The sequence below is a fragment of the Streptomyces sp. SID1328 genome (assembly GCF_009865595.1).
GTDB lineage: Bacteria > Actinomycetota > Actinomycetes > Streptomycetales > Streptomycetaceae > Streptomyces > Streptomyces griseoluteus.
Genome location: NZ_WWKH01001010.1, coordinates 1 through 1790, shown reverse-complemented (window position 1 = coordinate 1790; position 1790 = coordinate 1). Strand labels below are relative to the sequence as shown.

Below are 1790 nucleotides of genomic sequence, written 5' to 3'. Positions count from 1 at the left end.
TCGGCCTGATCAAGGCGATCGACCGCTTCGAGATGTCGCGCGGGGTCGAGTTCCCGACCTTCGCCATGCCGACCATCATCGGCGAGATCAAGCGCTTCTTCCGTGACACCTCGTGGTCCGTGCGCGTTCCGCGCCGCCTGCAGGAGTTGCGGCTCGACCTGGCCAAGGCCGGGGACGAGCTGGCCCAGCGGCTGGACCGCGCCCCCACCGTCGCGGAACTGGCCGAGCGCCTCGGGCTCTCCCACGAGGAGGTCGTCGAGGGCATGGCCGCCTCGAACGCCTACACCGCCTCCTCCCTGGACGCGCAGCCCGCCGAGGACGACGCCGAGGGCGCGCTCGCGGACCGGATCGGGTACGAGGACCACGGGCTCGAAGGCATCGAGTACGTCGAGTCGTTGAAGCCCCTCATCGCCGAACTGGCGCCCCGCGACCGGAAGATCCTCTCCCTGCGGTTCGTGGCGGGTCTGACCCAGTCCGAGATCGGCGAGGAGCTGGGCATCTCCCAGATGCACGTCTCCCGGCTGCTGTCGCGGACGTTGACGCGGCTGCGCAAGGGACTGACGCTGGACGAGTGAGGGTGGGCGCCGCCGGAAGGCGGACCTTTCCCGTACGCGTGAGGCGGCCCGGCTGACGATGCCGGGCCGCCTCTTCCGTGCCGCCGGTGCGCGAACCGTTATGTGTTACCTGAAGTAACCCCTTTCCCGGACCGCACCCCTCCAGCACCATGGGCCACCCGACTGACTGGTATGTCAGAACCCCAGGGGACGGAGGGTGCGCATGGCTCAGAGCGAGCCGGACGAGGACGTCCAGGACACGCCGGACGCGCGGCTCACCGAACTGCTGCGCACCCCCGCCCCGACGGCGTACCCGGCGCTCCAGGAACTGCGCCGGCGCCACCAGCCGGCGCTACTCGCCTACGCCCGCCTGTGCACCACCGGCGAGTCCACCGCCCGCAGGCTGGCGGGCGAGGCCCTCACCGAGGCCGCCCGGGACACGGCGCGCGGTATCGAGCCGAACGTGCCGCTGCGCCACCACCTGCTGCTCCTGGCGGGTCGGGCCGCGGCCTCCTGGGCCCGCGACGAGCGGGCGGCGGGCCTCGATCCCGGCCTGCTGCTGGTGCTCAACTCCACTGCCGCGCCCGATGGTCCGACCCCGCCCCTGCTCCCGGCGTTCGTGTCGCTGCCCTCCCGCGACCAGGGCCTCGTCTGGTACGGCGTCCTGGAGGAGGAGCCCCAGGAGCGGACCGCCGCCTACCTCGGCCTCGGCCCCGCCGATGTCGCCCACGGCATCCCGCAAGCCCTGCAGACGCTGGCCCAGGCATGTCTGCGCCACCGGCTGGCCGCGTCCGACGACCCGCGCTGCGCGGACTTCCGCCGGCTGATCGAGGAGGCGGTACGGCCGGAGAGGCCCCGCCGCAGCGTCGACCTGGACGCGCACAAGGCCCGATGTCCTTGCTGCACGGCCGCGTTCGAGGACCTGAGCGCGCTGCGGGACAACCCGCGGCAGGCCCTCGCGGAGGGGCTGCTGCCCTGGGGCGGCACGGCATACGCCCACCGAGGCGGTCCCGCACCGGTCGCGGCACCCGAAGGGCCCGCCCCACGCCGGAGCCGGCCACCGCGGAAGCGTTATCTGCCGGCCGCGGTGGTCCTGGGCGCGGCCCTCGTCACGCTCCTGGCGTTCCTGCTCCTGCGCACCGACGACTCCCCCGGACAGCCGGTGGCGGACCCGTCGCCCCCGCGGGTGACGGTCACGACAACGTTCTCCCCCTCGCCCGTCGCCTCCCCCACCCC

1 protein-coding gene and 1 pseudogene are annotated in these 1790 nt (G+C 73.5%); both read left to right on the top strand.

Annotated features, from left to right (window positions below):
* On the top strand, positions 1–575 hold a 575-nt coding region (locus tag GT030_RS32655; protein WP_161204165.1), incomplete at its 5' end, for a SigB/SigF/SigG family RNA polymerase sigma factor.
* 202 nt (positions 576–777) lie between these two features.
* A pseudogene (locus GT030_RS32650) lies at positions 778–1790 on the top strand (ricin-type beta-trefoil lectin domain protein); the annotation flags it as partial.